Origin of the sequence: Mycobacterium sp. DBP42 (assembly GCF_005924235.1) — a bacterium.
Taxonomy (GTDB): domain Bacteria; phylum Actinomycetota; class Actinomycetes; order Mycobacteriales; family Mycobacteriaceae; genus Mycobacterium; species Mycobacterium syngnathidarum.
The window spans coordinates 202,171-225,768 of the sequence record NZ_VCMY01000005.1; the positions used below are offsets into that span (position 1 = coordinate 202,171).

Genomic DNA, 23,598 nt, shown 5'->3' on the forward strand with positions numbered 1-23,598 from the left:
GGTCGGACCCGAGGCCCAACACCCCACATCGACATGTCTCCAGCGCCGAACGCCCGTACCCCCAGCCCGTGGAACGCGCTGTGGGCCATGATGGTCGGCTTCTTCATGATCTTGGTCGACGCGACGATCGTCGCGGTCGCCAACCCGACGATCATGGACCAGCTCGGTGCCGACTACGACGGCGTGATCTGGGTGACCAGCGCATACCTGCTCGCCTACGCGGTGCCGCTGCTCGTCGCGGGCCGGCTCGGCGATGTCTACGGACCCAAGAATCTGTATCTGGCCGGCCTGACCGTGTTCACCGGGGCTTCGCTGTGGTGCGGTCTGGCCGGAAGCATCGAGATGCTCATCGCGGCCCGCGTGGTGCAGGGCATCGGTGCCGCATTACTGACGCCGCAAACCTTGTCGACGATCACCCGCATCTTCCCGCCGGAGCGGCGCGGGGTGGCGATGAGCGTGTGGGGTGCGACCGCAGGCGTGGCGACCTTGGTCGGGCCGTTGGCCGGTGGCGTACTGGTCGGAGGACTGGGGTGGCAGTGGATCTTCTTCGTCAATGTGCCGATCGGAATCCTGGGCCTCGCGCTGGCGGTGTGGCTCGTTCCGGTGTTGCCGACTCAGCCGCACCGGTTCGACGTGCTGGGCGTGGTGTTGTCCGGTATCGGCATGTTCTTGATCGTGTTCGCGCTGCAGGAGGGGCAGTCGCGGCATTGGGCGCCGTGGGTGTGGGCCACCGGTGCGGTTGGCATCGCGGTGATGGTGGGTTTCGTGTGCTGGCAGGCGGCGAACACCGCCGAGCCGTTGATCCCGCTGCGGATCTTCAAAGACCGCGACTTCAGTTTGGCCAACCTGGGTGTCGCGACGATCGGGTTCGCCGTGACGGCGATGATCCTGCCGCTGATGTTCTATGCCCAGACCGTCTGCGGGCTGTCGCCGATCCGCGCGGCGCTGTTGACGGCGCCGACCGCGATCGCCAGCGGCGTGCTGGCTCCGGTGGTGGGCCGCATCGTGGACCGGACCCATCCCACGCCCGTGATCGGCTTCGGCTTCTCGGCCATGGCGATCGGGTTGACCTGGCTGGCCGTCGAGATGACGCCGACGACGGCGATCTGGCGCCTGCTGCTGCCGCAGTTGGTGATGGGCATCGGCATGGCGTTCATCTGGTCCCCGCTGGCGGCGACCGCGACGCGTAACCTCCCGCCGGATCTGGCCGGGGCCGGGTCCGGCGTGTACAACGCCACCCGCCAGGTCGGGTCGGTGCTCGGCAGTGCAGGGATCGCGGCGTACATGACATCGCGGATCGGTGCCGAGATGCCGGGGGCGGCAAGCGCCGCGCCCCGCGGTGAGGGGGCGGTCGCCGAACTGCCCGAGTTCCTGCATGCGCCGTTCGCTGCGGCGATGTCGCAGGCGATGCTGTTGCCCGCGTTCGTCGCGCTGTTCGGTGTGGTGGCCGCGCTGTTCCTGCTCGGTTTCGATGCCGAGCCCACTTTCGCACCGAATCCCGAGCCCTATCTGGATCCCCGGGATGACGATGACGACGACTACGTCGAGTTCACCGTGCACCATGACGGGAACGGCGACGCAGTGGACGACGAGGCGGCCACCGATGTGTTCCGCGCTCCGGCGTGGGAAAACCTCTATGCCGAGTTCATGGCCGATCACGACCAAACAGCACCGCGCGATTGAGGTAGCCGTCCGGATCGAACGCGGCCTTGACCGTGCGCATGGCCGCGATGTCGGCCTCGGTGCGTGACATCGCCAGGTAGTCGCGTTTGCGTGATCCGACACCGTGTTCGGAGCTGACATTGCCGCCGTGCTCGGCGATCAGCGTCATCATCGCGGTGTAGAGCGCGGCTTCGGCTCCGGCCGAGCAACGCAGCACGTTCAGGTGCAGGTTTCCTTCGCCGATGTGGCCGAACAGCACCGGGATCGCTTCCGGTGCATGGCCGGCGATCAACTCGGCGGCCGCGTCAGCGAAACCCTGAATCGCCGACAGCGGCAGCGAGACATCGAATTTCAGTGGCGGGCCGAACAATCCGAGTACCTCGGCCACCGATTCTCGCACCTGCCACAACCGCTGCTGGGCGGTTGCGTCGACCCCGACGGCGGGTTCGCCGCACAGCTCGACGCCCTCAAGTGCGTCGGCCAGGCGTTCGGTCTGGTCGCTGTCGGCGGCCAGTTCGATCAGCAGCTGCCAGGCGCCCTCGACCGGTGCGGCCACACCGAGGTGCTCGGCGGTCAGTGCGCTGGCCCGGGCGTCGATCAACTCCAGGGCGGCGATGCCGTCGAGATCACGGAAGATCCGGCCCGCCCTGACCAGTGCGTCGAGATCGGCGAACCCGCAGACAGCCGTGACCCGGTGGGTCGGGATGGGGTGCAGCCGCAGATCCAGGGCGGTGATCACCCCGAGTGTGCCCTCCGCGCCGACGAACAGGGCGGCCAAGTCGTAGCCGGTGTTGTCGCTGCGTACCCGGCTGTGCCGGTGCACGACCGATCCGTCGGGAAGCGCGATGTCCAGGCCCAGCACCTGCTCGCCCATGTTTCCGTAGCGCACGGTGCGCAGCCCGCCGGCGTTGGTGGAGGCCATGCCGCCCACGGTGGCCGATTCCCGCGCCGCCAGGTCCACGCCGAACACGAGGCCGGCGGCCGTCGCGGCCCGCTGCACTGCGGCCAGGGGAGTTCCGGCGCCGGCGCTGATCCGGCGCTCGACGGTGTCGACGGCGCCGATCTCGGTGAGCCGCTCGGTGGACAGCAGGATGTCGTCGTTCTCGGGAACCGTGCCGGCCACCAGCGAAGTGCGGCCGCCCTGCACCGTCACGCATGCTCCCGCGTCGCGACAGGCCCGCAGCACCGCGGCCACCTCGTCGGCGGTGCCGGGGCGGACCAGCGCCGAGGCCTGTCCGCGGTATCGCCCGGTGTGGTCGACGCAGCGGCCGTCCAACACGTCGGGATCGGTGGTGACGTACCCGGCACCGACGATCCCGGCAAGCGTTTCGGTAAGCGTTTCAGTCACCGGTTGGGTGTATCACAGGATCGGTCAGGGCCAGGAACGCGCCGAGCGCGATCAGGCTGTTGGGCTGGGCCGGTAGATAGTCGGTGAGCTGCGGTGAGCGCACGATGTAGGTGACGTATTTGGCCCGGCTGATCGCCACGTTGAGCCGGTTGCGGTTCAGCAGGAATCCGATCCCACGGGGCACATCGGCGGCCGAGGATGCCGTCATCGACACGAACACGACGGGTGCTTGTCTGCCCTGGAACTTGTCCACGGTGCCGGCCTGCACCTCGGTCAGGCCCGCCGCGTCGAGGGCTCGACGCACCGTGGTCACCTGGGCGTTGTAGGGGGTCACCACCAGGAAGTGCTCCTGCCCCAGGGGTGTGCTGCCGTGTTCGTCGGACCAGGTGGTGTCGAGCAGGCCGGTGATGGCCGCGACGATGGCGGCGGCCTCTTCGGGGCTGTCGGTCGAATTGCCGAGGTGGGCGACCTCGAGTACCCGCACTCCGGGCTCGATACCGTCGAGTTGGCGTGCCGCGCTGACCTTTTCGTGTGACTGCAGCCGGCCGTCATAGGACAGCCGGGACACCGGGCCGCACACGGCCGGATGCATCCGGAACGAGCAGTCCAGAAAGTAACCGCGGTCGGCCGGCAGCGTGTGCGCACCCTCGACCAGCCAGCCCAATGCGGAGTCGTCGACCGGTGCCGGATGGGTGCCCTGGCAGACCTGGGGCAACTGCTGAGGGTCGCCCAGCAGCAGCAGATTACGCGCGGCCGGGGCCACCGCGATCGTGTTGGCCAGGTTGAACTGGCCGGCCTCTTCGATCACCAACAGATCGAGGCATTGTCGCGGTACCCGCGCCTCGTTCGCGAAATCCCATGCGGTGCCACCGATCACACAGCCGGGATGATCGGCGATGAAAGCGGCATAGGCGTTCTCGTTGATCGCGGTCCACCGCGGGTCAGTGCCTTTGCGCTTCTTGGCCACCCTGGCGGCCTCCACGCCAGAGTCGAGCACCTGCTCCAAAAGATGTTCGATCACCGCGTGGGATTGCGCGACAATGCCGATGCGCCAACGGTGTTCATTGGCCAGCCGGGCGATGATCTGCGCTGACGTGTAGGTCTTGCCGGTGCCGGGCGGACCGTGCACCGCGATATACGAGCAATCCAGATCCAGCAGTGCCGCGGTGATATCGGCGGCGGTGTCACCGTTGCGGGGCAGTGGCCGGCCGCTGATGGTGCGCGGCGGGCGGCGCAACAGCACATCGGTCACCGCGTCGGCGGGTAGCGCCGGCAGGCCGGCGCACACGGTGGTCGCCGTGCTGTCGATGGACACCTGCAGCGGCCGGGTGTTGATCGGTGGCCCGGGGGTCAGCGCGAACGGCACCTGGGTGAAGGTGTCGGCGTCTTTGGGTTGGCGTTCGGTGATCAGCACCTCGGTGGGTGCCTCCGGGTTGTCGCAGCCGATGACGGTGGCGCTGCCGAAGCCGCGACGGTCCGGATCGTCGGACAGGCCCGCGGGCGCCGGCGGGGTGTAGAGCGCATACACCTCGTTACCCAGTTCTCCGGCGTCGATGGCGCCGGTCAGTCGGACCTGCCGCTGTGGTTTGCGGGCCCGCGGCGGGGTGTGCCAGTCATTGACGACCTCTGCCTGTTCGGCGACGAAAACTCCTGTGCTGTCCGCCCATTCGTCGACCGGATTGTTGAGCCGGTCGAAATGGCCCCACCAGAACGGTTTGTCCTCGCGTTTGTGGAATCCGCGGGCGGCGGCGATGAGCGCCACCGCCTGCTGCTCATCTGTTCGAGGGTCCACACCGTCACCGGCGAAGCGCAGTAGCTTGCGGTCGACCGCGTCGGCCTTCTCGATCGGTCCGCCGTCGCGCACCGGTTGCGGCCCGCGCGGTGGTACCTCGGCCTCGAACGCGCGGTTGATCAGCCAGTCCCGCAACCGATGAGTGGACCGGCAGTCGTAGCGGTTGTAGTCCTCGATCTCCTTGAGCACCGTGGCGGCCTCTTCGTGGTGACCGGCATCGCGCAGCGAGCAGTAACGGGCATATTCGGTGATCGAATCGGTGGCCTTGGTGACCTCGCCGTCGCGCAGTTCGTTGCCCATGTACAGCGGTTCCAGCGATTTGATGCTGTAGTTCTCGGTGCCCACGCGAATGCTCTTGCGTACCAACGGAAGCAGGTCTACGAGGATGCCGTTGCGCAGCAGGTCGTCCACATCGTTTTCACCCACTCCGTAGCGGCCGGCCAGCCGCAGCAGGGTGCTGCGCTCATAGGGCGCGTAGTGGTAGATGTGCATCTTCGGAAAACGCTTGCGCCGCTTGCGGACCAGATCCAGGAAGGCGATGAGTACCTGGCGTTCGCCGGCCCGGTCGTGTGCCCACAACGGCTGGAAGTGGCCTTCGGCGCCCAGCACTCCCCACAGGTATTCCAGGCCCCAGTCCTGGCCGTTGGCCGTCCACAACGGGTCGCCTTCGTAGTCGAAGAAAAGATCGCCCTTGTCCGGGTCCGGCAGCAGCATCAGCGGCTGCGGATCGACGACCTCATAGGGCGGCTTGCCATCCGGCTGCGGCGTCACCTGCAGGCGGGCTTGGCCCCGCAGCGCGGTCAGGGTGCGCTGGGCCAACCCGGGCACCGGATCGGTGCGACCGGCCAGTTGCTGCCTGGTGGTGACGCCGGCCTCGATGAGCCGGGCGCGCTGGCTGGCCCGCATGCCGGCCACCAGGAACAGGTCGTCGGTGGCGCGGATCTGCTGCTCGCATTCGCTGCAGCCGAAACAGGCCCGCACCGTGTCGTCGGTCCAGCACACCGCGGTCTCACCGGCCAGATGACCGTCGAGCAGTTCCTGGAGTGCGCCGCGCCGCGGCCGGTATACCGCCAGCAGTTCGTCGACGCGGTAGCTGGACATCGCCCCGTCGCCCAGGACCAGGTCGACCTCGTCGGCGACCGGGACGCCGGCCCGCGACAGCACGTCGGCGTAGGCGGCCAGCTGCAGCAGCGCCTCCACCTTCACCGAACGGGACAGTTTGGTGTCCCGCAACCGGTAGCGCTCACCGTCCCAGATCAGGAAATCGGCGAACCCGGCGAAGCGCCCGTCGAACATCGCGGCCTGGTAGATCACCGGGTCGCGGCGTCGCACCGCGTCCAGGGTGGCCGCGGCCGCTGTCGTCAGACCGGCCATGGTGTAGGCGGGCCGTCCGATCACCGTCACCTCGGATTCGACCCGCAGGTCCTCGAGGTGGCGCTGTTCGTGTTCACCGCCGAGTTGTGCCGTGCGGGCCAGCAATTCGTCGTCAGACGACACCGCCGGGCCACGACCGAGCTGCGCGTCGAAGGAGCGCAGCAGGGCGTACTCACAGCGTGCGGCCGCGGCCAGATCCGAGGCGCTGTAGATGACCGTCGGACCCGACGCGCCGTCGTCGGTGACGAACACGCTGCCACTGTAGGTGAGGGCACCGACGCGTCGCGCCCGACAAATCAGCCCACGTTGCCCATCAACTCCACACCGCGGCCGTTCCAGCGGAACTTCACCGTGCTGGCCAGCCCGTGGAATCCGCCCGAGTACTGCAGTGCCACGGTGTCACCGGTGGTCGCTGTCTTGTCGATGCCGTTGAAACCGTAGGTGTCGGGCACTCCGGTGGGAATGAACTTGCCGAGGTGGAACAGCACGGCCCGGGTGTTGGGGTTCTCGGAGTTGGTGTTGGCCCGGACGATCACGGCCGACAGTTGCGCGCACTCGTTGTAGTTTCCCGCCAGCGGCTCCGGGCTCCAGGCCTGGTTGCTGCGCGGGTCGCGAGGCAGCTCCGAGACGGCCTTCGCGATCTCGGGGGCGGCCAGGTTCACCGCGCACGGGTCGGCCGGTGGTGGCGCCGAGGTGGGCGCCGCCTTCGCGGCTGGTTTGGACACCGAGGTCGGCGCCGGGCCCGGCCGGGCGTCGGGCGTTTTGGAGACAGTGGAATCGCCCGATCCGCACCCCGCGAGCGTGAGCGCGGTCGCCAGGACGGCCCCGGGGGCCATGGTGAACATCGCGACCCGTTTCACAGTTGGGCAACCTACCGCGCTCCCGCGGCGGGTTTGTGCAGGCGCGCGGCCGGGATCGCCGCCGATTGGCACTAGACTTCTGAACCGATGACCTCGCCAGACCCGGATTCGGGGGAGACCGCCCCAACGTTTGCCGACCTGCAGATTCACCCTGCAGTGCTGAAGGCAGTCAATGATGTCGGCTACGAGTCGCCCTCGGCGATCCAGGCCGCGACCATTCCGGCGATGCTGGCAGGCTCCGACGTGGTCGGGCTGGCCCAGACCGGTACCGGCAAGACCGCGGCTTTCGCCATCCCGATCCTTTCGAAGATCGACACCACCAGCCGCAACACCCAGGCACTGGTGCTGGCGCCGACCCGTGAGCTGGCATTGCAGGTCGCCGAGGCTTTCGGCCGGTACGGCGCGCATCTGCCCGCGATCAACGTGCTGCCGATCTACGGCGGGGCGTCCTACACCGTGCAGTTGTCCGGCCTGCGCCGCGGCGCGCAGGTGGTGGTGGGCACCCCGGGTCGCGTGATCGATCACCTCGAGCGCGGCACGCTGGACCTGTCGAACCTGGACTACCTGGTGCTCGACGAGGCCGACGAGATGCTCACCATGGGGTTCGCCGAAGAGGTCGAGCGGATCCTCGCCGACACTCCGGAGTACAAGCAGGTGGCACTGTTCTCGGCCACCATGCCGCCGGCCATCCGCAAGATCACCTCCAAATATCTGCACGACCCGGTGGAGGTGACGGTCAAGGCCAAGACCGCCACCGCCGAGAACATCACGCAGCGGTTCATCCAGGTGGCCGGCGCCCGCAAGTTGGATGCGCTGACGCGGGTGCTCGAGGTCGAGGAGGGCGACGCGATGATCGTGTTCGTCCGCACCAAGCAGGCCACCGAGGAGGTCGCCGAGCGGCTCAAGGCCCGCGGTTTCGCCGCCGCCGCCATCAACGGTGACATCAATCAGGCCCAGCGTGAGCGCACGATCACCGCGCTCAAGGACGGCACCATCGACATCCTGATCGCCACCGATGTGGCGGCCCGCGGTTTGGACGTCGAGCGCATCTCGCACGTCGTCAACTACGACATCCCGCACGACACCGAGTCGTACGTGCATCGCATCGGCCGTACGGGCCGCGCCGGCCGTTCCGGGCATGCCCTGTTGTTCGTCACCCCGCGTGAACGCCACTTGCTCAAGGCGATCGAGAAGCACACCCGGTCCAAGGTCATCGAGGCCGAGCTGCCGAGCGTCGACGATGTCAATGCGCAGCGGGTGGCCAAGTTCCGTGACTCGATCACCGATTCGCTCAACGCCGACGGTCTGGAGTTGTTCCGTAGGCTGATCGAGGACTACGAGCGCGAGAACGACGTCCCGATGGCCGATATCGCCGCTGCGCTGGCCCTGCAGTCGCGCAACGGTGAAGAATTCCTGATGACCGAGCCGCCGCCGGAGAAGCGTCGCGAGCGTGACGATCGGGGAGAGCGGCCGCCGCGCAAGGAGCGTCCGCCGCGCGAGGGCCTGGCGACGTACCGGATCTCGGTGGGCAAGCGGCACAAGGTGGGTCCCGGGCACATCGTCGGCGCCATCGCCAACGAGGGCGGTCTGCACCGCAACGAGTTCGGCCACATCACCATTCGCGGGGACTACTCGTTGGTGGAGCTTCCGGAGAAGCTTTCCGGCAAGACACTCAAGGCGTTGGAGAACACCCGGATCTCGGGCATGCTGATCAACCTGACGCCGGAGCGGGGCGAGCGTGGCCCGCGCCGCGAGTACAAGGGGCGTTCCGAGAACAAGGGCCGTTCGGATTACCGCGATCGCTCGGGGAAGCCGCACCGGAAGACCAAGTGACGGTCTCCAGAAGCGTGACAGGCGCGTCGGATCAGGGAGGCCTTGAGTCGGTAGACGCGGTGCCGGCCGGGTCGACGCGCGTCGCCGCACTGACCGGGGTCCGGGCGGTGGCCGCCATTCTGGTGGTGCTGACGCATGCGGCGTACACGACGGGGAAATATCCGCAGGGCTACCTCGGGCTGGTGTACTCGCGTGCCGAGATCGGCGTGCCGATCTTCTTCGTACTCAGTGGTTTTCTGTTGTTCCGGCCGTGGGTAAAGGCTGCCGCATCCGGCAGCGACGGGCCGTCGGTGCGTCGCTACGCCTGGCACCGGGTGCGACGGATCATGCCGGCCTACGTGGTGACGGTGCTGATCGCCTATCTGCTCTACCACTTTCGGACCGGGGGGCCGAATCCCGGTCATACCTGGATCGGCCTGTTCCGCAACCTGACGTTGACCCAGATCTACACCGACAACTATCTGTTTTCCTATCTGCACCAGGGGTTGACCCAGATGTGGAGCCTGGCGGTGGAGGCGGCGTTCTACGTGGTGCTGCCGCTGATGGCCTATCTGTTGCTGGTGGTGTTGTGCCGGCGGCGCTGGCGGCCGGGGTTGTTGTTCTGCGGCTTGGCGTTGCTGGCCGCGGTGTCGCCGTTGTGGCTGTGGATCGTGCACGATTCGGCGAATCTGCCTGATGGAGCCCGGCTTTGGCTGCCGACCTACATGGCGTGGTTCGTGGCGGGCATGGCCCTGACGGTGTTGGGGCAGCTCAAGGTGCGTGGGTATGCCGTGGTGTGTGTGCCGTTGGCCGTGGCGTGTTACTTCATCGCGTCGACACCGATTGCGGGGGAGCCGACGACGTCGCCGGCCAAGTTGAGCGAGGCGTTGTTCAAGACGTTCTTCTACGCGGTGATCGCGGCGTTGCTGGTCGCCCCGCCCGCGCTCGGCGATCGTGGTTGGTACAACCGGTTTTTGGCGTCCCGGCCGATGGTCTTTCTCGGTGAGATCTCCTATGAGATCTTCCTGATCCACCTCATGATCATGGAGCTGGTGATGGTCGAGGTGATGCAGGATCCGGTCTACACCGGGTCGATGTTCAATCTGTTCGTTCTCACCATGGTGTTCACCATCCCGGCGGCCTGGCTGCTGCACCGGTTCACCCGCGTCCGCTCCTGATCATGTTGTTAGGGTATGCTTACCTAACGAAGATGTTCTCGGGGAGGTGTGTATGGGCGAGCCGAAGGCGTCGCGCGGGCTGGAAGGGGCCCTGGTCAAGCTCTGGCGGGGCGGTGATTACGAGCTGACGGTGTCGGGCTGCACCGAGCTCACGCCGCACTACCTCAGGCTGCATTTCCGTGCCGAGCGGTTGCTCGCCGAACAGCGGGTACATCCGACGATGTGGGTGCGCGGCTGGTTTCCTGACGGAGGCAAGGCGCATCAACGCGGCTACACCCTGGTCAACCCCGATCCGCGGGCCGGAACCGTCGACATCGATTTCGCCATGCACGACGGCATCGCCACCCGCTGGGCGCGCAGCGCGCAGCCTGGTGACGTGCTGGACGTGACGGTCCTCGGCAGCAACTTCGCGCTGCCCGAGCCTGCGCCGGCCGGCTACGTGATCGTCGGTGACACCGCGTCTCTGCCGGCCATCAACTCGCTGCTGGACGCGATCGGGGATGCACCCGCCCGGGTCTTCCTGGAAGCCGGCCACGACGACGATCGCGACCTGCCGGTAACCGGTGACGCCGAGATCACCTGGGTGGACCGGGCCGACGAAGATCTGCTGGAGGCCGTCAGCGCATCGGCATTCGATGCTGCCGATCACTTCGGCTGGGTCGCGTGCAACAACCGCACCACCCGCGCCGTGGCGCGGGTCTTCCGTGAGGAATACGGCATCCCGCGCAAATCCATCAAGGCTCAGGCCTACTGGGTGGCCTGAGCGCCGCGTCCCGCACTCACAACGCGGTCCGGATCGGCGCCGGGGTCGACGCGATTTCGTCGAGCACGCGAACGTTATGGGCCACATCGCGGCTCTCTCGCGCGGCGATCTCTTTGATCGCCAGGTCGAAGGCGCCGACCAGGCTGGGTGGGTCGAACACGGCTTGCGCCTGCCGGCTCACCTGGAGGTCACGCGCCCAGATCGTCGGCGGCCGCGCGAATCCGGGTTCCAGCGCCAGCACCGTGGCGAACCGCCAGGCGCTGTCGCGCAGGGAGCGGACCGCCTCGTTGAGGACGAAGATCTGATGCTGCCGGAGCACGGCATAGATGTCGGCCAGTGCCGGTGAGAGTTCGTTGATGTCGTCGACCACTCCACCGATCTGGCTGGCCAGCACCGCGTTGATGGTGTCGAAATCCTTGTGCAGCGACGGAAGTCCGCCGGCGCCGGCCAGGCCTTGCACCGCTATGCCGAGGTCCAGCACGATGTGGGCGGTGATACCGGCGAGCATGTGCTGCACCAGGATCGGCTCGGCTTTGCCCGCCGAATCGAAGGTGGCCCGCCAGGACCGGGTGGGTTTCGCGTACCTGTCGGGATGGAAATAGCCGTTGAGCGCATCGAAGTACCGGGACGCGAACGCTGCGTCGAGCCGGTCCATCCGCGGGCCGTCCTCGAACGCCCCCTCGTCGACCGCGGTGCCGACGGCGATGGTGATCCGCTTGTACAGGGCGGCGAAATAGCCGAGCCGGCTTGAGTTCTCCACCGCCCAGTCGGTGATCGTGTCGATGGCCGAGACCACCTCGGCGATGCTGGTGACCGCCGGTAACGGAGGCAGGGGCGTCGGATGGCTGGCCATACTCGAAAGTATGGGCCAGCTCAGCCGGTCCCGCCCGGCAATCGCCTACTCGACGGGTAGTTGTCCCGGGATGACGAGCGGGGCGACGAACTCGGCCAACATGGTGCGCTCGTCTTCTTCGTCGACACCGGGGAACACCAGTAGTGACACCATGACCCGAACCAGCCATCGAGCCCGGCGGCCCACCTCGTCGTCGGCTTGCGTCGACTCACCCGCGAGTGACCGGACGAACCCCTCGACCAGCGCCCGGATCACCTCGGAGTGTTCGGCCATCTCGCCGCCGATGGGGCGCTGCGCGGTGGCGAACCACGAGGCCAGGGCCGGACTGTCGCGGACCGCGTTCAGCGCGGTGATCACGCCTTCGATCAGCCGTTGCGCCGGATCGGCGACCGAGACCACCTGCTCGCTGACCTCTTCGTACAGCCGGCGCGCCTCACGGTGCACGTAGGCGGTGTAGAGCGCATCGCGATTCTCGAAGTAGCGGTACAGCGTGGCACGCGAACAGCCTGCGGCGGCAGCGATCTCGTGCATCCCCACGGTCGCCGCGTCCTGCTGGGTGAACAGGGTGTCGGCGGCGTCGAGAATGTGGTCGGCGGCCACTTCGGACCGCCTGGACGACAACCAGTCGCGGGGCATCAAATCCCCGCTCGGAACGGCACCGACAACGGCCGTCGTACGTAGCTGCCGCCAGCCCACACCACGGAGTCCAGGTCGACTTCGAAATTGGGGTAACGCGAGAGCAATTCGGTCAGTGCCACCCGGGACTGCATGCGAGCGGCCGCGGCTCCAAGGCAGAAATGCGCGCCGTGGCTGAAGGTCAGGATGTTGCGCGGAGAGCGTCGCACGTCGAGTTCGGCTGCGTTGTCGCCGAATTCACGCTCGTCCCGGTTGCCCGAGCCGTACAGCAGCAGCGTCTTGCGTCCGGCCGGGATCGTGGTGTCACCTATGGTCACGTCGCGGGTGGTGGTGCGGGCCAGGCCCTGCACCGGGGAGGTCAGGCGCAGGAACTCGTCGATCGATTCCGGGATCAGGTCGGGGTCGTCGACCAGGAGCTTGCGCTGATCGGGCCGCTGCTGCAGGAGTTGCACTGCACCGCCGAGCATTCCGGTGGTGGTGTCGTTGCCGCCGGTGACCATGGTGAAGGTGAACGCCAGGATCGACAGCACGCCCGCGATGTCGCCGTCTGCCCCGACTCCGGCGGCCACCAGATGCGAGATGGTGTCGTCACCGGGCTCGCGTCGACGCCGTTCTACGAGCTCGGAGAAGTAACCCATCATCGAGGCCACGGCTTCCCCGGCGGTACCCATCGCCGCCGTGATGCCGCCGGCCGAGCTGTTCGCCGCGACGATGGCTTCGGTCCAGCCGTCGAACTGATCCCGGTCGGCCTCTGGCACGCCGAGGTAGTGCGCGACGACCATCGACGGCAACGGTTTGAACAGCTCGGTGACGATGTCCCCCCCGCCGTTCGAGCGCAACCCCTCGATGCGCTCGACGACGAACTCCCGCACCTTCGGCTCGACGGCTTCCACCTGGCGTGGGGTGAAGCCGCGGGAGACGAGCTTGCGGAACTCGGTGTGTACCGGGGGGTCTTGCATGACGAACGGCGGATTGTCGGCCAGCCCGATCATTTCCAGTTCGCCATAGGTCACGGTCAGGCCTTGTGCCGAGGAAAACGTGCCGTGGTCACGGGCCGCCGCCCAGATGTCGGCGTGCCGGGAGAGCACGTAGTAGTCGTGCTCGGGCGATTCGTCGGGCACCACGTGATGCACCGGGTCGTGTTCGCGCAGCGCGGCGTACATCGGCCACGGGTTGGGCCAGGTGTCGGCGTCGGCGGGTACGAACCGAGCGGGGCTGTGAGACAAAGTCGCTGCCATGTCTTATTCGTACGACACTTCTGAGGATCGTGTCAATAGTGGGTTTGCGATTAGGCTCGGGCGTGATGAGCACCCCTGACGCGCCGCAGCTACCGGCCCAGACGCCGACGTGTTACCGGCATCCGGACCGTCCCACCTATGTGCGCTGCACCCGTTGCCAGCGTCCCGTGTGCCCGGAGTGCATGCGGGCGGCGGCCGTGGGCCACCAGTGCGTCGATTGCGTCAACCAAGGCGCCAAATCCGTGCGCGCTCCTCGCACCCAGTTCGGCGGGACCGCGCGCGCGGGCGCCCCGATCCTGACGTACTCGCTCATCGCGGTGAACGTGGTCATGTTCGTGCTGCAAATGGCCTCGAAGAACCTGGAGCAGGAACTCACATTGTGGCCGCCGGGCATCGCCGCGCACGACGAGTACTACCGCCTGGTGACCTCGATGTTCCTGCACTACGGCTTGATGCACCTGGCGTTCAACATGTGGGCGCTGTACGTGGTGGGGCCGCCCCTGGAGCAGTGGCTGGGCCGGCTGCGATTCGGGACGCTGTACGCACTGAGCGGGCTCGGTGGCTCGGTGCTCGTGTATCTGCTGTCCCCATTGAACAGTGCGACCGCCGGGGCCTCGGGCGCGATCTTCGGGCTCTTCGGTGCGATCTTCGTGGTGGCGCGCAAGCTCAACCTCGACGTCCGCATGATCGCCGCGGTCGTCGTCATCAACCTGGTGTTCACTTTCGCCGGACCGGCGCTGGGGACCGGAGCGATCAGTTGGCAGGGCCACATCGGCGGACTTGTCACGGGTGCCGGAATCGCCGCCGCCTTCGTGTACGCCCCGCGCGAACGCCGCAACGCGATTCAGGCCGGGGTGTCAGTGGCTGTGCTGGTGGTCTTCATCGCGTTGATCTTGTGGCGCACAACCAGTCTGCTCAGTGCCTTCGGCATGTCGTGAACCTTGACTAGATCGCTGCACCGGGGTTGAGGATGTTCTGCGGGTCCAGCGCCAGCTTGATCCGGTGGTTGAGTTCCACTGCGTCCGGGCCGATCTGGCCGGCCAACCACGGTTGCTTCAGCCTGCCTACGCCGTGCTCGCCGGTGATGGTGCCGCCCAGTCCGACGGCGAGATCCATGATCTCGCCGAAGGCCAGTTGAGCCCGTGCGGCCATGTCGGCGTCGGCCGGGTCGAACACGATCAGCGGGTGGGTGTTGCCGTCCCCGGCATGGGCGATCACCGAGATCAGCAGGTCTCGATCCGCCGCGATCGCCGCGACCCCGCTGACCAGTTCGGCAAGTGCGGGCAGTGGCACCCCGACATCCTCCAGCAGCAGTGATCCTTTGGCCTCCACGGCGGGAATGGCGAACCGCCGGGCGGCCACGAAGGCTTCACCCTCGTCGGGGTCGGAGGTGGAAAACACCTCGGTCGCACCGCATTCGGTGAACACTTCGGCCATGAACTCGGCGTCGTCGGCGCCGGCGGCACCCCGGTCGTCGGAGGCGGCCACCATCATCGCCGCGGCATTGCGGTCCAGCCCCATCTTGAGCTTGTCCTCGACGGCGTTGATCGCCACGGCGTCCATGAACTCGAGCATCGACGGCCGGATCTTGCCGGTGATCTTCACGACGGCGCCGGCGGCGGCTTCCACCGAGTCGAACGTGGCCACCACCGTGCACGGCGAATGCTGTGGCGGTAGCAGGCGCAACGTCGCCTCCGTGACCACGCCCAATGTGCCCTCGCTGCCGACGAACAGCTTCGTCAGACTCAGGCCCGCAACGTCTTTCAGACGCGGTCCGCCGAGGCGCACCGCCGTGCCGTCGGCCAGCACCACCTGCAGGCCCAGCACGTAGTCGGTCGTGACGCCGTACTTGACGCAGCACAGGCCGCCGGCGTTGGTCGCGACGTTGCCGCCGATGCTGCAGATCTCGAATGACGACGGGTCAGGTGGGTACCACAGCCCGTGTGCGGCAACGACCTTCTTCACCTCGGCGTTGAGCAGCCCGGGTTGTACGACCGCGGTGCGGGTCACCGGGTCGACGGTGATGTCGCGCATCTTCTCGGTCGACAACACGATGCCGCCGTTCAGTGCTGTCGCACCGCCGGACAACCCGGTCCCGGCGCCGCGCGGCACAACGGCCACCCGGTGCCGGCTGGCCCAGCGCAGGACCGTCTGGACCTCCTCGGTGCGGGTCGGCCGGACCACCGCAAGCGGTGTACCCGCCGTGGGATCGGCGGCCCGGTCCTGGCGGTAGGAGCCCAGGATGTCGGGGTCGGTGACGACGACGCCTTCGGGGAGTTCGGCGATCAGCTCGGCAAGCACATGGCGATCCTACGAGCGGGTGTCAGCCGACAGCGAATACCCGGTAGTGCACCTCGCTGAGCGATACCTGGTTGATGGCCACGGTATGGACGGCGTTGAGCCACCGGTAGCGCTCGTCGCCGGTCTCGAAGAGCGGACTGGACCGCGCTGTCATCTCGTCGTGACGGATCAGTTCTCCTGCGGCGAACCTGTCAGCCGCTGCCCGGTCCATCTGCACCCGGCCGGTGTTGGTCAGCTGGATGACCGCGCCGTCGTCGGTGCGCAGGGTGGCGCGCACGTCCAGGCGTGCCACCCCGTCTGTGCCGAGCAGTACCCAGTCCCCTCCGCCGGGCAGGACGTCGGCCGCGATGCGTGGCCCGATGCACCGTCCTTGCTTGACGACATAGTTCATGCGCGTGCCGAGGGGAGTGGCAAAAGCGTGTACCGACTCGAAGGTGATGCGGATATCGAGCAGGTGGTCGAAGACCGGGGTGGCATCGATGTCGACGAGAGATGTTGTCAGTGTTGTCATTTCGGCTTACTCCTAAAGTGGGCGAATCGCTGCGGTTACCAGGTCGTCGGCCTCGGCGCCGGGGCCGGTAGGTGCGGGTTGCCCAGGGTCATGACGTCACGGTACCGATTAACTTGGAAAAAACAAGTAGTTAGTTGGAAATTCCAATTACAGCTATCGTGGGCAGCATGGCGTCACGGTCGTACGGCCAGCACTGCGCACTGGCGAAAAGCCTCGATCTGGTCGGGGATCGATGGACCCTGCTGGTGGTCAGGGATCTACTCGACGGTCCCAAGCGTTACGGGGATCTGTTGAACTCGTTAGCCCCCATCGCCACCGACATGCTGGCCGGGCGGCTGCGTGACCTGGAGGCAAACGGGCTGGTCCACAGGCGCACACTGCCCAAACCCGCGGCGACGGCGGTGTACGAGCTCACCGACGACGGCCGTGCCCTCGAGGATGTGATCAACGCCTACACCCGGTGGGGCAGGCACCTGATCGAGACCCGCGCGCCCGGGGACGCGGTGCGCCCCGAGTGGCTGATCCGCGCGGTGCGTGCCTTCGTCCAGGTCGACCGGGACGGACCACCGGTCACCGTGTGCCTGGTGACCCCCGAGGGGCGAGCGACTGTCGAGATCGGGCCGGACCGCGTCGACGCGTGCGAGGACGGGACACCGGCCGATGTGACGCTCACCGGTGAGGCCGAAGTGTTGGGCGCTGCGATGGATCCGGCGCAGGTGCCGGCTCTGGTCGCCGACGGCAGGCTGGTGATCGACGGCGATCCCGCCGCGGTCGGCCGGTTGGCGAAAGTCTTTGCCCCACCGAGGGCCAGGGGTTAGTCGAGCTCAGCCCACGGTCCGCTGGTCTCCTCTTTCGGGATCCACAACAGCGGCTGGCTGGCCCGGCAGTATTCCTGCGCCTGCTCGTCCCAGGGGAATCTGCCGTCCCGGTCGGGCCAGAACATCTGTACGACCGGAAACCGTGCTTGGTGGAAGTCGATCCCGGCGCCGAAGAAGTCCCGGTACCAACTGGGGTGTACTTCCCGGACGCCCACTGAATAGTGGTCGAGGATGTCGTCACGCACCTGGCCGGATTCCAGCGGGCGGTCGTCGCGGGCTTCCTGTCCAGCGACGTTGACGATCGTCATCATCGTTTCGATCCGTAGGCCGAACAGGCAGACCTCCGGACTGCGCAGGGCATGCCACAGACCGATCGAGTACGCCCAGTCGGCAGGGGTCTCGCCCCCGCCGCCGACACCCATCACGTGCCAGCCGTGATCGGCCACGTTCGCGGAGATACGGCTGTCGCGTTCCTCGGGGACGTCGCTCACCCGGAAAGGCTACGTCGGACCATGTTCCGCTCGTGGCGGCCGGTCCAGCGCACGCAGCGCGGTCAGGAACACCGCGACCAGACCGAGCGCCAGCATCGGCAGGGACAGCGCCAGGAACGTCGCGTGTAGACCCGCGGCGTCGGCCAGCGGACCGGCCACGATCAGCCCGAGCGGGCCGGCGGCGTAGGCCAGTGAACCCATCACGCCGACCACCCGACCGCGCAGGTGCGACGGCGCAGTGGTCTGCATGACGTAGTTGTAGATCGGCGCGATCGGGCCGTAGACGAATCCGACGATCGCGCACAGCACCAGGATCAACGGGAGCGGCGGCAGGAACGCGATCACCGTCATCGCCACCCCGAGGGTGATCACCGCGGTCAGCATGGTGGCCCGTCGGCTCATGTACTTCGACAGCACCGCATAGCCGAGCGCGCCCAGCAGTCCACCGATGCTCAGCGCCATCAGCACCCAGCCCAGCTCGGTCGGCTCGTTGCGGTCGGTGAAGTATTTCGGGAACAGGACCGACTCCATCGGCATGTAGAGGCCGGTGGCCACCAGGTCGACGATTGCCAGGGTGCGCAGTACCGGTGTGTGCCAGACGAATCGCAGACCTTCGACGATGCCCGCCAGAACCCCCTCGGTCAGCTGCGAGCGGTCCGGGACTCCCGCGCCCTCCAGCCGTAGCACCGATATGGCCAGGATCGAGCAACAGAACGCCCCAGCGGTTACCCACATGGTGTTGATCCCGCCGAGGGTGGCGATCAACAGGCCACCGATCCCGGGCCCGACGATGTAGGCCAGGTTGAACACCGCCTCGTACACACTGTTCGCGTGGTCGAGCGTCCAGCCGGCCCGGGTCGCGGCCTCGGGCAGCATGGTCTCCCGCGCGGTCATCCCGGCCGGGTCGAAGAACGCACCGAGCGCTGCCAAGACCGCCAGCACCGCGACGTTGACCGCGTCCACCCCGAATATCAGGGCCAACACGGGGACCGCGGCGACCGACAGGGCCGAGAGCAGGTCGGAGATCATCGAGACGCGACGGCGACCCAGATAGTCGACCGCGGCCCCGGCGATCAAGGTGGCGACCAGCAGCGGCAGCGTCCCGGCCATCGCGACGATCGACGCGTCGAGCGCAGATCCATTGCGCTGCAACACCAGCCACGGGAACGCGACGATGGTGATCCCATTGCCTGCGCCTGCCATCAACGCGGCGAACAGGATCAGCAGCAGTGGGCCGCGCTTGGTGTCGGTCATGGGGTATCGCGGCCGAATCTAACAGCGCGCCCGCGCCCACCGCGATGGAATTTCCGGCACAGTGAAGTGGTGCTATTGCCTCACCCCAGGACGGGCACCCCGTTCCCGTCGCCGGTGCCACCCGGCTCGGGTTGGCCCGGCGATCCCGCGGATGCGTCGACCCCGGTGGCCAAGACCGCCGCGCAGGTGCGGCGCCTGGCATCTCGGGCTGCGTCCGTGGACGAGCTCGACGCGCTGATCTCGGTGTGCCGGGCCTGTCCTCGGCTGGTCAAATGGCGTGAGGAGGTGGCCGTTGCCAAGAGGAAATCCTTTGCCGACGAACCATATTGGGGCCGTCCGGCCACGGGGCTCGGTGCCGACGAACCGGGCATCTTCATCGTTGGGCTCGCTCCTGCCGCCCACGGCGCCAACCGCACCGGCCGCGTGTTCACGGGAGACCGGTCCGGCGATTTCCTGTTCGCAGCATTGCACCGGGCCGGACTGGCCAATCAGGCAATATGTGTCGACGCCGCCGACGGCATGCAGCTGATCGACACCCGCATGGCCGCAGCGGTCCGCTGTGCGCCGCCGGCCAACGCGCCCACCCCGGTGGAGCGGGCGACCTGTGCGCCGTGGCTGCAGGCCGAGTGGCGACTGACCGGGCCTTCGGTTCGGGTCGTCATCGCGTTGGGCGGTTTCGCGTGGCGGGCGGCACTGGAGTTGATCGGCTCGGACATCAAACCGGCGCCGAAGTTCGGCCACGGCGCGACGGCAACCCTGACCTCGGATTTCGGCGCGGTCACATTGCTCGGCTGTTTCCACCCCAGCCAGCAGAACACGTTCACGGGCCGGCTCACACCAGCCATGCTCGACGACATCTTCGTCACCGCGAAACGGATGGTGGCGCAGGCGAACGGGAACGAACCGGACCGTTCGTGACGTTGACGGTGTCATGCGGCTTTCTGTCCTCGACCTCGTCCCGGTGCGCACCGACCAGTCCACTGCCGATGCCCTGACGGCAACGACCCACCTGACGCAGACCGCTGACCGGCTCGGATACACCCGCTACTGGCTGGCCGAGCATCACAACATGCCCGCCGTCGCAGCCACCAGTCCGCCGGTGCTGATCGCGCACCTGGCCGCACACACGACGCAGCTGCGGCTGGGCTCCGGCGGGGTGATGCTGCCCAACCACGCCCCGCTGGCAGTGGCCGAGCAGTTCGCGTTGCTGGAGGCCGCGCATCCCGGTCGCATCGACCTCGGCATCGGCCGCGCCCCAGGCTCCGACCCGGTCACCTCGCTGGCGCTGCGCGGCGCCGCAGGCCGCGACGATCGGGATATCGAGGCGTTCCCGCAGTACCTCGACGACGTGGTGGCGCTGATGGGCGCGCGCGGGGTCCGGGTGCCGTTGCCGCGGGATCTGATGCGCGAGAACTACGTGCTCAAGGCGACGCCGGCCGCGGTCACCGAGCCCCGGATGTGGCTGCTCGGCTCATCGATGTACTCGGCGCATCTGGCCGCGGCCAAGGGTCTGCCGTACGTGTTCGCCCACCATTTCTCGGGGCAGGGCACTGCGGAGGCGCTGGCCGTCTACCGCGAAGAGTTCCAGCCCAGCGACCTGGCGTCCGAACCGGTGACCTTTCTGACCGTCAACGCGTCGGTGGCCGAGACCAGGGAAGAAGCGGAGGCACTTCTCCTGCCGCAGCTGCAGATGATGGGCCGGCTACGTACCGGCCAGCCGCTCGGCGCGCTCGATCTGGTTGAAGATGCCGAGGCGACGACGCTCAGCCCGCAAGCTCAGGCGGTCGTGGCTTCCGGGCTGCGGCGTGCCGTGGTCGGTTCGCCCACCGAGGCGGCCGAGCAGGTTCGGGCCCTGGCCGCAGAATTCGACGTCGACGAGGTCATGGTCAATCCGGTGGGTTCGGCCCGTCGCGGTGCCGATCCGGCCACCGCGACGGCGCGCGACACCACTCTCGAGCTGCTGGCCAAAGAACTGTTCTAGGGGGCGAGCATCACGATCGGGATCGGCCGGGTGGTCTTGGCCTGGTACGCCTCGTAGCGGTGAGAGTTGTTGTCGTTGACGATCTTCCATAACCGCTGATAGTCGGGATCGTCTGGCAGCACCGGCTTGGCGGTGACAGCGAGGCGCTTTTTCCCGACGTTGATCTCGACACGTGGATGGGCCTTCAGATTGTGGTACCAGCCTGGCGAGCGGGGCGCTCCGCCCATCGACGCGACCACCAGGTAGTCCTTGCCGTCTCTGGCATAGCTCAGCGTATTGATCCTCGGCTGGCCGGTCTTGGCGCCTGTGGTGCGCAGGAGCAGGCTCGGCGGCATGCCGGGGATGCGGTGCCCGATCAGGCCGTTGGACTTCTGATAGATCAAGTCGTGGACATGCAGCAACCGCAAGCCCACCTGCTCGAAGGGGGAGAGATCGCTCATGCGCTCAATCCTGCGCGGATTCATCGAGCTGCGCCAATGCCGCACGTAAAAGGCGCCCAGATTCCTCGCGGTCTGGGTCGCGGCGCAGGAACATGCCTTTGGCGAACGACAACTTGTCGCCGTCCTGGCGTGGCACCACGTGCAGGTGGATGTGGAACACGCTCTGGAACGCGGCCTTGCCATCGTTGATCACGATGTTGTTGCCGTCGGCGTGCAGCCCGGACAGCCGGGCTGCACGCGCGATGCGCTGGCCGATGCGGGCCATCGCTGCCACGGTTTCGGCCGGGGTGTCGGTCAGGTCAACGGTGTGCTGCTTCGGGATCACCAGGGTGTGGCCCCGGGTGAACGGCCGGATGTCGAGAATGCCCAGGTACTCGTCGTCCTCGTAGATGCGGATGGCGGGGGCCTCCCCGGCGACGATGGCGCAGAACACGCAAGACATGCCGCCACGTTAGCCGCCGGCGGTGGCCGCCCATTCGGCGACGCGGCGTTCGCGCTCGGCCGGCGTGAAGTCCTCGACGCGGGTCATCACGGTCCAGCGCTGGCCGAACGGGTCGAGGATGGAGGCAAACCGGTCGCCTGTGACGAAGGTCTGCGCAGGCTCGCGGATCGTGGCACCCGCCTCCTCGGCCCGGGCCACCACATCGTCGACGTCGGGGCAGTAGAACCCGATCGAGTGAGTCGCGGCGGCTCCAGGCGCCGGGGCGGCGATCTGATAGGCCTCCTGCGCATCGCCGAGTTGCAGCCGGCCGGTGCCGAAGTCCAGCTCGGCATGTGCGACGGTGCCGTCGGGTCCATCCATCCGTTCGATGACGTCGGCGCCGAACACCTTCTGGTAGAAGGTGATTGCCTTCGCGGCACCGTCGACGCAGATGAACGGGGTCAGGCTGGTGTAGCCCTCCGGAAGCGGTGTGACACTCATACCGACCAGTTTCGTAGGCTTGGGACGTGGCCGCTTGGAAAAACGCGCCAGGGCAAAACGCGCCAGAGCGGGGCGTGGTGGGCCGTGCCGGCAACGCTTCTGCTTTCGAGCTTCACCGGTGGGCGCCGTCGGAGGATGCGGCCAGGTTCGTCGAACACTTCTGGTCGGTTACATGGGACCGGCGTGAGGCAGGTCCTCTCGAGAGCACCGTCATTACTTTCCCGGCCATGCACCTCACCCGTGAGTGGGGCGATGATGTTGTGCGCCATGGCCATCGGCTACCCAGCACGTTGATCCACGGGGTGGTGCCCAAAGTCTTCCGCATCACCATCAGCGGGTGCGGGTCGGTCGTGGGGGCGCGATTTCGGCCCGGCGGGTTCACCGCACGATTCGGCGGGGACGCCGCCGCGATGACCGGGCGAGTGGTGCCGGCGGGCGACAAATTACCTGGCGCACCAATTGTTCTCGGTGAGGATGCAACGGCGGTCGGGCTCGGGCTCGATTCGGCCATCGGTGCGATGGCCGGCGAGGTGGACCCGACGTACCGGGAGCTGACGCCGTTGGTCGATCGGATGCGTGACGACGCGTCATTGCACCGGGTCGAGCAGGTGATGGAGCTTTCGCCGTGGAGCACGCGCACCACCCAGCGGGTGTTCCGGCGCTATGTCGGGGTAACGGTCAAATGGGTGCTGTGCAGGTACCGGTTACAGCAGGCAGCGCTGGAGATCGAGAGCGCGCCCGCCGTCGATTTCGCTGATCTTGCAGTGCGACTCGGCTGGTACGACCAAGCCCATTTCATCAACGACTTCCGGTCCATGCTGGGCAGCACACCGGGGGAGTACGCGGCTGCGCATGGGGGCGATTAACCGTCGATGTGGGTCGGCGGGTCGGCGAAGGTGAAATCGAACGGATAGGCATGGCCGGGACCCATCGGATCGCAGCGCTTGACGGGCACCAGGTGGGAACTGAAGCCGCTGGGCACATAGCCCCAGGTTCCGATGCAGCGCTGCCAGGTGCCATCGGGCTGGATGGGCCCATCGCACTTGCTGATGACATTGCCGCCATACAGGCAACCAGCACTGGCCGGCGGTGCCGAGGTGATCAGCCCGGCGGCCGTCAGCACGGTGGCCAGTCCTCCGATGATGAAGAGCTTCATGGGTTCTCCCGTCTGCCGGTACCCAATGACGCTACCGCTCAGAAGGGTGGTGGTGGTCCGTATTCTTCGGCGAGCCAGGCTAGGTAGTCGTTTTGGGTTTGGAGGTCGTTGTTGAGTTCGGCGCGTAGCCGTCGTTCTTCGGCGATGCGGTCGCGTTGGTCTTGTTCGCGGGTTTGATACCTCTTGGGCATCTTGGCCCCGCGCCCCG

General features: G+C 67.3%; 23 protein-coding genes. 9 read left to right on the top strand and 14 right to left on the bottom strand.

Translation table 11 applies throughout. The features are described 5' to 3' along the window. Nucleotides 1-33 precede the first annotated feature (33 nt). A complete protein-coding gene (locus E0T84_RS08635) occupies nucleotides 34-1,683 on the top strand; it encodes an MFS transporter (RefSeq protein WP_138744218.1) in 1,650 nt (549 codons plus the stop codon). Here the strand turns inward: E0T84_RS08635 and E0T84_RS08640 are convergent. From E0T84_RS08640 to E0T84_RS08650, 3 genes are read right to left on the bottom strand one after another with little or no spacing between them, the layout of a single operon-like run. Continuing rightward, complete coding sequence (locus E0T84_RS08640; protein ID WP_138744219.1) at nucleotides 1,646-3,010, bottom strand: FAD-binding oxidoreductase; 1,365 nt, start codon at nucleotides 3,008-3,010, stop codon at nucleotides 1,646-1,648. The genes E0T84_RS08635 and E0T84_RS08640 overlap by 38 nt on opposite strands. After that, entirely contained in the window at nucleotides 3,003-6,428 is a 3,426-nt protein-coding gene (locus E0T84_RS08645) for a TM0106 family RecB-like putative nuclease (protein WP_138744220.1), read from the bottom strand. The genes E0T84_RS08640 and E0T84_RS08645 overlap by 8 nt, the downstream gene beginning before the upstream one ends. Nucleotides 6,429-6,472: 44 nt before the next feature. Further along, nucleotides 6,473-7,021 carry an LppP/LprE family lipoprotein gene (locus tag E0T84_RS08650; protein ID WP_371725723.1) on the bottom strand — a complete coding sequence of 183 codons (549 nt, stop codon included), beginning with the start codon at nucleotides 7,019-7,021 and terminating at the stop codon, nucleotides 6,473-6,475. Between the two features lie 102 nt (nucleotides 7,022-7,123). Between E0T84_RS08650 and E0T84_RS08655 the strand changes: the two genes are divergently transcribed. Genes E0T84_RS08655 through E0T84_RS08665 form a run of 3 tightly spaced genes read left to right on the top strand, consistent with a single transcriptional unit; the run spans nucleotide 7,124 to nucleotide 10,789 of the window. Next, a complete protein-coding gene (locus tag E0T84_RS08655; RefSeq protein ID WP_070186820.1) occupies nucleotides 7,124-8,869 on the top strand; it encodes a DEAD/DEAH box helicase in 1,746 nt (581 codons plus the stop codon). Beyond that, on the top strand, nucleotides 8,866-10,026 hold the full coding sequence (locus E0T84_RS08660) for an acyltransferase (protein ID WP_138744221.1): 1,161 nt from the start codon (nucleotides 8,866-8,868) through the stop codon (nucleotides 10,024-10,026). The genes E0T84_RS08655 and E0T84_RS08660 overlap by 4 nt, the downstream gene beginning before the upstream one ends. Before the next feature lie 52 nt (nucleotides 10,027-10,078). Next, nucleotides 10,079-10,789 carry a siderophore-interacting protein gene (locus E0T84_RS08665; RefSeq protein ID WP_138744222.1) on the top strand — a complete coding sequence of 237 codons (711 nt, stop codon included), beginning with the start codon at nucleotides 10,079-10,081 and terminating at the stop codon, nucleotides 10,787-10,789. Between the two features lie 16 nt (nucleotides 10,790-10,805). Here E0T84_RS08665 and E0T84_RS08670 read toward each other — a convergent pair whose 3' ends face one another. The 3 genes from E0T84_RS08670 to E0T84_RS08680 are packed head-to-tail and all read right to left on the bottom strand — an operon-like array spanning nucleotide 10,806 to nucleotide 13,516. Then, nucleotides 10,806-11,642, bottom strand: coding sequence for a DUF5995 family protein (locus E0T84_RS08670; RefSeq protein WP_138744223.1), 837 nt, complete (start codon nucleotides 11,640-11,642; stop codon nucleotides 10,806-10,808). 45 nt (nucleotides 11,643-11,687) lie between these two features. Continuing rightward, entirely contained in the window at nucleotides 11,688-12,278 is a 591-nt protein-coding gene (locus E0T84_RS08675; RefSeq protein ID WP_138744224.1) for a TetR/AcrR family transcriptional regulator, read from the bottom strand. Further along, nucleotides 12,278-13,516: a cytochrome P450 gene (locus tag E0T84_RS08680; protein ID WP_138744225.1), complete on the bottom strand. Its 1,239-nt coding sequence runs from the start codon at nucleotides 13,514-13,516 to the stop codon at nucleotides 12,278-12,280. Before E0T84_RS08680 ends, E0T84_RS08675 begins: the two co-directional genes overlap by 1 nt. Before the next feature lie 65 nt (nucleotides 13,517-13,581). Here E0T84_RS08680 and E0T84_RS08685 point away from each other — a divergent pair, with 65 nt between their 5' ends. Continuing rightward, a complete protein-coding gene (locus E0T84_RS08685; protein WP_165617798.1) occupies nucleotides 13,582-14,454 on the top strand; it encodes a rhomboid family intramembrane serine protease in 873 nt (290 codons plus the stop codon). A 7-nt stretch (nucleotides 14,455-14,461) separates the two neighbouring features. Here E0T84_RS08685 and E0T84_RS08690 read toward each other — a convergent pair whose 3' ends face one another. Continuing rightward, entirely contained in the window at nucleotides 14,462-15,817 is a 1,356-nt protein-coding gene (locus tag E0T84_RS08690) for an FAD-binding oxidoreductase (protein WP_138744226.1), read from the bottom strand. Between the two features lie 22 nt (nucleotides 15,818-15,839). Next, nucleotides 15,840-16,328 carry a DUF3237 domain-containing protein gene (locus E0T84_RS08695; RefSeq protein WP_070186812.1) on the bottom strand — a complete coding sequence of 163 codons (489 nt, stop codon included), beginning with the start codon at nucleotides 16,326-16,328 and terminating at the stop codon, nucleotides 15,840-15,842. Nucleotides 16,329-16,495: 167 nt separating this feature from the next. On the opposite strand from E0T84_RS08695, the gene E0T84_RS08700 reads away from it, so the two are divergent. Beyond that, nucleotides 16,496-17,146 carry a winged helix-turn-helix transcriptional regulator gene (locus tag E0T84_RS08700; RefSeq protein ID WP_070945561.1) on the top strand — a complete coding sequence of 217 codons (651 nt, stop codon included), beginning with the start codon at nucleotides 16,496-16,498 and terminating at the stop codon, nucleotides 17,144-17,146. On the opposite strand, the gene E0T84_RS08705 is transcribed toward E0T84_RS08700, so the two are convergent. Beyond that, on the bottom strand, nucleotides 17,143-17,637 hold the full coding sequence (locus E0T84_RS08705; RefSeq protein WP_138744227.1) for a DUF4262 domain-containing protein: 495 nt from the start codon (nucleotides 17,635-17,637) through the stop codon (nucleotides 17,143-17,145). The two genes, E0T84_RS08700 and E0T84_RS08705, sit on opposite strands and share 4 nt — an antisense overlap. A gap of 9 nt (nucleotides 17,638-17,646) precedes the next feature. Then, complete coding sequence (locus tag E0T84_RS08710; protein ID WP_070186810.1) at nucleotides 17,647-18,891, bottom strand: MFS transporter; 1,245 nt, start codon at nucleotides 18,889-18,891, stop codon at nucleotides 17,647-17,649. A 69-nt stretch (nucleotides 18,892-18,960) separates the two neighbouring features. Here E0T84_RS08710 and E0T84_RS08715 point away from each other — a divergent pair, with 69 nt between their 5' ends. Then, complete coding sequence (locus tag E0T84_RS08715) at nucleotides 18,961-19,809, top strand: uracil-DNA glycosylase (RefSeq protein ID WP_070186865.1); 849 nt, start codon at nucleotides 18,961-18,963, stop codon at nucleotides 19,807-19,809. Nucleotides 19,810-19,822: 13 nt separating this feature from the next. Then, the gene (locus tag E0T84_RS08720) at nucleotides 19,823-20,872 is read left to right on the top strand and encodes an LLM class flavin-dependent oxidoreductase (protein WP_138744228.1); all 1,050 of its coding nucleotides are present in this window, start codon (nucleotides 19,823-19,825) and stop codon (nucleotides 20,870-20,872) included. On the opposite strand, the gene E0T84_RS08725 is transcribed toward E0T84_RS08720, so the two are convergent. The 3 genes from E0T84_RS08725 to E0T84_RS08735 are packed head-to-tail and all read right to left on the bottom strand — an operon-like array spanning nucleotide 20,869 to nucleotide 22,234. Further along, nucleotides 20,869-21,312, bottom strand: a complete 444-nt coding sequence (locus tag E0T84_RS08725) for a nitroreductase family deazaflavin-dependent oxidoreductase (RefSeq protein WP_070186808.1) — start codon at nucleotides 21,310-21,312, stop codon at nucleotides 20,869-20,871. The two genes, E0T84_RS08720 and E0T84_RS08725, sit on opposite strands and share 4 nt — an antisense overlap. 4 nt (nucleotides 21,313-21,316) lie before the next feature. Then, nucleotides 21,317-21,754 carry an HIT family protein gene (locus E0T84_RS08730; protein ID WP_070186807.1) on the bottom strand — a complete coding sequence of 146 codons (438 nt, stop codon included), beginning with the start codon at nucleotides 21,752-21,754 and terminating at the stop codon, nucleotides 21,317-21,319. A 9-nt stretch (nucleotides 21,755-21,763) separates the two neighbouring features. Then, a complete protein-coding gene (locus E0T84_RS08735) occupies nucleotides 21,764-22,234 on the bottom strand; it encodes a glyoxalase/bleomycin resistance/extradiol dioxygenase family protein (protein ID WP_070186806.1) in 471 nt (156 codons plus the stop codon). Nucleotides 22,235-22,260: 26 nt separating this feature from the next. Between E0T84_RS08735 and E0T84_RS08740 the strand changes: the two genes are divergently transcribed. Then, entirely contained in the window at nucleotides 22,261-23,100 is an 840-nt protein-coding gene (locus E0T84_RS08740) for a helix-turn-helix domain-containing protein (RefSeq protein ID WP_138744229.1), read from the top strand. On the opposite strand, the gene E0T84_RS08745 is transcribed toward E0T84_RS08740, so the two are convergent. Next, nucleotides 23,097-23,390, bottom strand: coding sequence for a hypothetical protein (locus tag E0T84_RS08745; RefSeq protein ID WP_070186804.1), 294 nt, complete (start codon nucleotides 23,388-23,390; stop codon nucleotides 23,097-23,099). The two genes, E0T84_RS08740 and E0T84_RS08745, sit on opposite strands and share 4 nt — an antisense overlap. Between the last annotated feature and the right edge of the window lie 208 nt (nucleotides 23,391-23,598).

Excerpts from the sequence above, each read along its gene's own strand:
- E0T84_RS08635 (WP_138744218.1), top strand. The coding sequence starts at position 34 with ATGTCTCCAGCGCCGAACGCCCGTACCCCCAGCCCGTGGAACGCGCTG.
- E0T84_RS08650 (WP_371725723.1), bottom strand. The coding sequence starts at position 7,021 with ATGTTCACCATGGCCCCCGGGGCCGTCCTGGCGACCGCGCTCACGCTC.
- E0T84_RS08655 (WP_070186820.1), top strand. The coding sequence starts at position 7,124 with ATGACCTCGCCAGACCCGGATTCGGGGGAGACCGCCCCAACGTTTGCC.
- E0T84_RS08665 (WP_138744222.1), top strand. The coding sequence starts at position 10,079 with ATGGGCGAGCCGAAGGCGTCGCGCGGGCTGGAAGGGGCCCTGGTCAAG.
- E0T84_RS08670 (WP_138744223.1), bottom strand. The coding sequence starts at position 11,642 with ATGGCCAGCCATCCGACGCCCCTGCCTCCGTTACCGGCGGTCACCAGC.
- E0T84_RS08675 (WP_138744224.1), bottom strand. The coding sequence starts at position 12,278 with ATGCCCCGCGACTGGTTGTCGTCCAGGCGGTCCGAAGTGGCCGCCGAC.
- E0T84_RS08680 (WP_138744225.1), bottom strand. The coding sequence starts at position 13,516 with ATGGCAGCGACTTTGTCTCACAGCCCCGCTCGGTTCGTACCCGCCGAC.
- E0T84_RS08685 (WP_165617798.1), top strand. The coding sequence starts at position 13,582 with ATGAGCACCCCTGACGCGCCGCAGCTACCGGCCCAGACGCCGACGTGT.
- E0T84_RS08695 (WP_070186812.1), bottom strand. The coding sequence starts at position 16,328 with ATGACAACACTGACAACATCTCTCGTCGACATCGATGCCACCCCGGTC.
- E0T84_RS08700 (WP_070945561.1), top strand. The coding sequence starts at position 16,496 with ATGGCGTCACGGTCGTACGGCCAGCACTGCGCACTGGCGAAAAGCCTC.
- E0T84_RS08710 (WP_070186810.1), bottom strand. The coding sequence starts at position 18,891 with ATGACCGACACCAAGCGCGGCCCACTGCTGCTGATCCTGTTCGCCGCG.
- E0T84_RS08720 (WP_138744228.1), top strand. The coding sequence starts at position 19,823 with ATGCGGCTTTCTGTCCTCGACCTCGTCCCGGTGCGCACCGACCAGTCC.
- E0T84_RS08725 (WP_070186808.1), bottom strand. The coding sequence starts at position 21,312 with ATGAGCGATCTCTCCCCCTTCGAGCAGGTGGGCTTGCGGTTGCTGCAT.
- E0T84_RS08730 (WP_070186807.1), bottom strand. The coding sequence starts at position 21,754 with ATGTCTTGCGTGTTCTGCGCCATCGTCGCCGGGGAGGCCCCCGCCATC.
- E0T84_RS08735 (WP_070186806.1), bottom strand. The coding sequence starts at position 22,234 with ATGAGTGTCACACCGCTTCCGGAGGGCTACACCAGCCTGACCCCGTTC.
- E0T84_RS08745 (WP_070186804.1), bottom strand. The coding sequence starts at position 23,390 with ATGAAGCTCTTCATCATCGGAGGACTGGCCACCGTGCTGACGGCCGCC.